The organism is Streptomyces sp. bgisy027, assembly GCF_057710365.1.
The window spans coordinates 1-1,100 of the sequence record NZ_JBYIVZ010000132.1 but is presented as its reverse complement, the minus strand read 5'-3'; the positions used below and the strand labels follow the sequence as shown (position 1 = coordinate 1,100).

1 pseudogene is annotated in these 1,100 nt (G+C 66.7%); it reads left to right on the top strand.

What is annotated here, in order from left to right:
- The first annotated feature begins 73 nt into the window (after positions 1-73).
- Positions 74-1,077 (top strand): annotated as a pseudogene (locus AC3ETA_RS47720) (IS5 family transposase).
- Positions 1,078-1,100 lie beyond the last annotated feature (23 nt).

Sequence of the window (1,100 nt, the reverse complement as noted above, 5' to 3'; positions counted from 1 at the left end):
GGCGCGTATCGAGTCATGATCAAGTTGCTGGATTCGCTCTCGCGGCGGAGTCTGGTCCGGTAGATCTTCTTCTGTGACGCGAGTGCAACTGACTGACACAGAATGGGAGTTCATCGAGCCGTACCTGCCGATCGGCGAGTACGGCCCGTACCCGGAGCGACTGCGGCAGCAGTTCGAGGGTGTGATCTGGCGGTTCAAGACCGGCGGACAGTGGCGGGAGATGCCGCAGGAGTTCGGTGCCTGGTCGACTGTGCACAACCGCTTCCGGCAGTGGCGTGACGCCGGCGTCTTTGAGGCGCTGCTGGAGGGCCTGATCGCGGAAGCGGCGAAGCGGGGTGAGGTGGACCTGTCCCTGGTCAGTATCGACTCCACGACTGCGCGGGCCCACCACGATGCCGCCGGGATGCACGTGGGCGAAGACGTCCTCAGCACACTGGAGAAGGCCACGGCCGAGGCAGAGAAGGCCAGGTCAAAGGGGGCAGCCTCGAAGAACAAAGCGGGCAGGACCCCGAAGCAGATCCCGAGCGGGAGGAGCGACGGCGCATCCGGCGTCGGCGACGAGTCCGCCTGAAGGCCGCCCTCCTGGGACGCTCCAGGGGCGGGCAGACCAGCAAGGTCCACCTGGCCGCCGACCGCAAGTGCCGCCCGCTGGCGTTCGTGCTGACCGCGGGCCAGGCCGCGGACAGTCCGCAGTTCATCCCGGTGCTGGGGAAGTTACGGGTTCGCGGCCCCGTCGGCCGTCCCCGCACCCGGCCGGACGCGGTCGCCGCCGACAAGGCCTACTCCTCCCGCGGCAACCGGACCCACCTGCGCAAACGCCGTATCAAGGCAGTGATCCCGGAGAAGAAGGACCAGGCCGCCAACCGGAAGAAGAAAGGCTCCGCGGGCGGTCGGCCCGTCAGTCACGACGCCGCCCTCTACAAGGAGAGGAACATCGTCGAGCGCCTGATCAACAAGCTCAAGGCCTGGCGAGGCATCGCCACCCGATACGACAAGACCCCAGACAGCTACCTCGCCGGACTCCACCTACGGGCCTCGATGATCTGGATCAAAGACCTCACCCGGACCACCCATTGATCACGACTCGATACGCGCCCTAG